Here is a 1,722-nt window from a genome sequence, read left to right as displayed (position 1 = left end):
GCAAGTGTCGAAGGAACTTATCGAAGTCTACAAGCATATCGGTTATCCGAACAATCTGATTATGCGAGATAATCAATTGCTCCCATTGCCGGGAACTCCATCTATCTTCGATGTTAGCTTCGTATATGATATTGTGGAAGACAGCGATCAGTACGAACTTAAGGCAGAAATCCTCGATCAAGATCGCGTAACATTTCCCGGCAGCCTAATGGTTATCCTGCAACATACCCCTCACAAAGATTTGATTAAACTTCAATACAAACCAGAACTTTTTGCAGATGAAACGATTGATTTATTAGGTCTTCGCTTCATGAAACTGCTGGAACTGGTAAGCGGACAGGCAGACATCAAGATCGGAGAAGCAGAGTTACTGTTGGATCAAGAACGAAGCCGCATCCTGCAACAATTTAATCAAACTTCCTACTTTACATACGAACCTCGTACCATCATTGAACTATTCCACTCCAAGGTCGCTAAGCATCCGGAACGAAAGGCATTGATCGACCACGACCAAGTTGAGACATATGCTAGTGTTGATGCAAAAGCAAATCAATTGGCCCGCAATATCCTTCAGAAAACGCAAGGAACTCCATCCTGTATCGGCATTCAGTTGGAACGATCAACTAACTTAGTCATTAGTTTATTAGCGGTTCTTAAGGCGGGATGTGCATACGTGCCTATAGATCCAACGTATCCGTCAGCTAGAAAACAATTTATTTTCGAAGATGCGAATGTGTCCTATCTCATCACTACGTCAGATCTTCCATTCGAAGAAGAGTGGAAAGTAGACCTCATCGATGTGGGTGATCCGAACATTTACAGTGGGGATGACTCGATTCCCGAAGTACAGCTGGATCCATACAGTTTGGCCTACATTATGTACACTTCAGGTTCAACCGGCAAGCCGAAGGGCGTCATGGTGGAGAATCATAGTGTCGTGAATACATTGCTCGATCTAGAAAGACGATTCCCGGTGGAAGAACATGATCTGTACCTACTCAAAACACCGCATACGTTCGATGTATCCGGAACGGAATTGTTCGGGTGGTTTATGGGAGAAGGCAGCTTGCTCGTATTGGAGCCAGACGGAGAGAAAAACCCGCAAATCATCTTGGAAGAGATACACAAGCATAAGGTTACTCATATCAACTTCGTACCTACCATGTTCCGTGCCTTCTTGGAACTGTTGGATAATGCGGACAATCTGTCAAAGCTAGCCTCCTTGAAGTGGATATGTATTGGAGGGGAAGCCGTAACGCCGGATATTTTGCATAAATTCAATTCACTGCAAACGGATAGTAAGCTTGAAAATGTCTATGGCCCTACGGAATGCACGATATGGGCATCCCATTACTCGATTAGGGGCGACGATACAACACGTGCGATTCCAATTGGTGAGCCGCTCAATGAGACGCGTTGGTACATCGTAGGCAAGCAAGATCAATTACAGCCGATTGGGATCGCAGGTGAATTATGTCTTAGCGGTGTTGGGTTGGCCAGGGGATATTTGAATCGGGATGAGCTGACGAAGGAGAAGTTTGTCGCGAATCCGTTCTTTCAAGAAGGGATCGACCCGGTTTACTTCCGCAATATGTACCGCACAGGGGATTTGGCCCGCTGGCTTCCAAGCGGAACGATTGAGTTTCTCGGACGAATTGACTTTCAGGAAAAGGTACGCGGCGTTCGGCTCGAGACGGGAGAAATCGAGAATGTGCTGTCGCA

1 protein-coding gene is annotated in these 1,722 nt (G+C 45.8%); it reads left to right on the top strand.

The window, feature by feature from the left end; all coding sequences use genetic code 11:
• Positions 1–1,722: non-ribosomal peptide synthetase (locus tag AZ66_RS28950; protein WP_044358087.1), on the top strand; the 1,722-nt coding region annotated here is incomplete at both ends.

The organism is Paenibacillus sp. E194 (assembly GCF_000935845.1).
In the GTDB taxonomy this organism is placed as follows: Bacteria; Bacillota; Bacilli; order Paenibacillales; family Paenibacillaceae; genus Paenibacillus_B; species Paenibacillus_B alvei_B.
The sequence above is the reverse complement of the archived record's forward strand: the minus strand, read 5'-3'. Positions and strand labels throughout refer to the sequence as shown.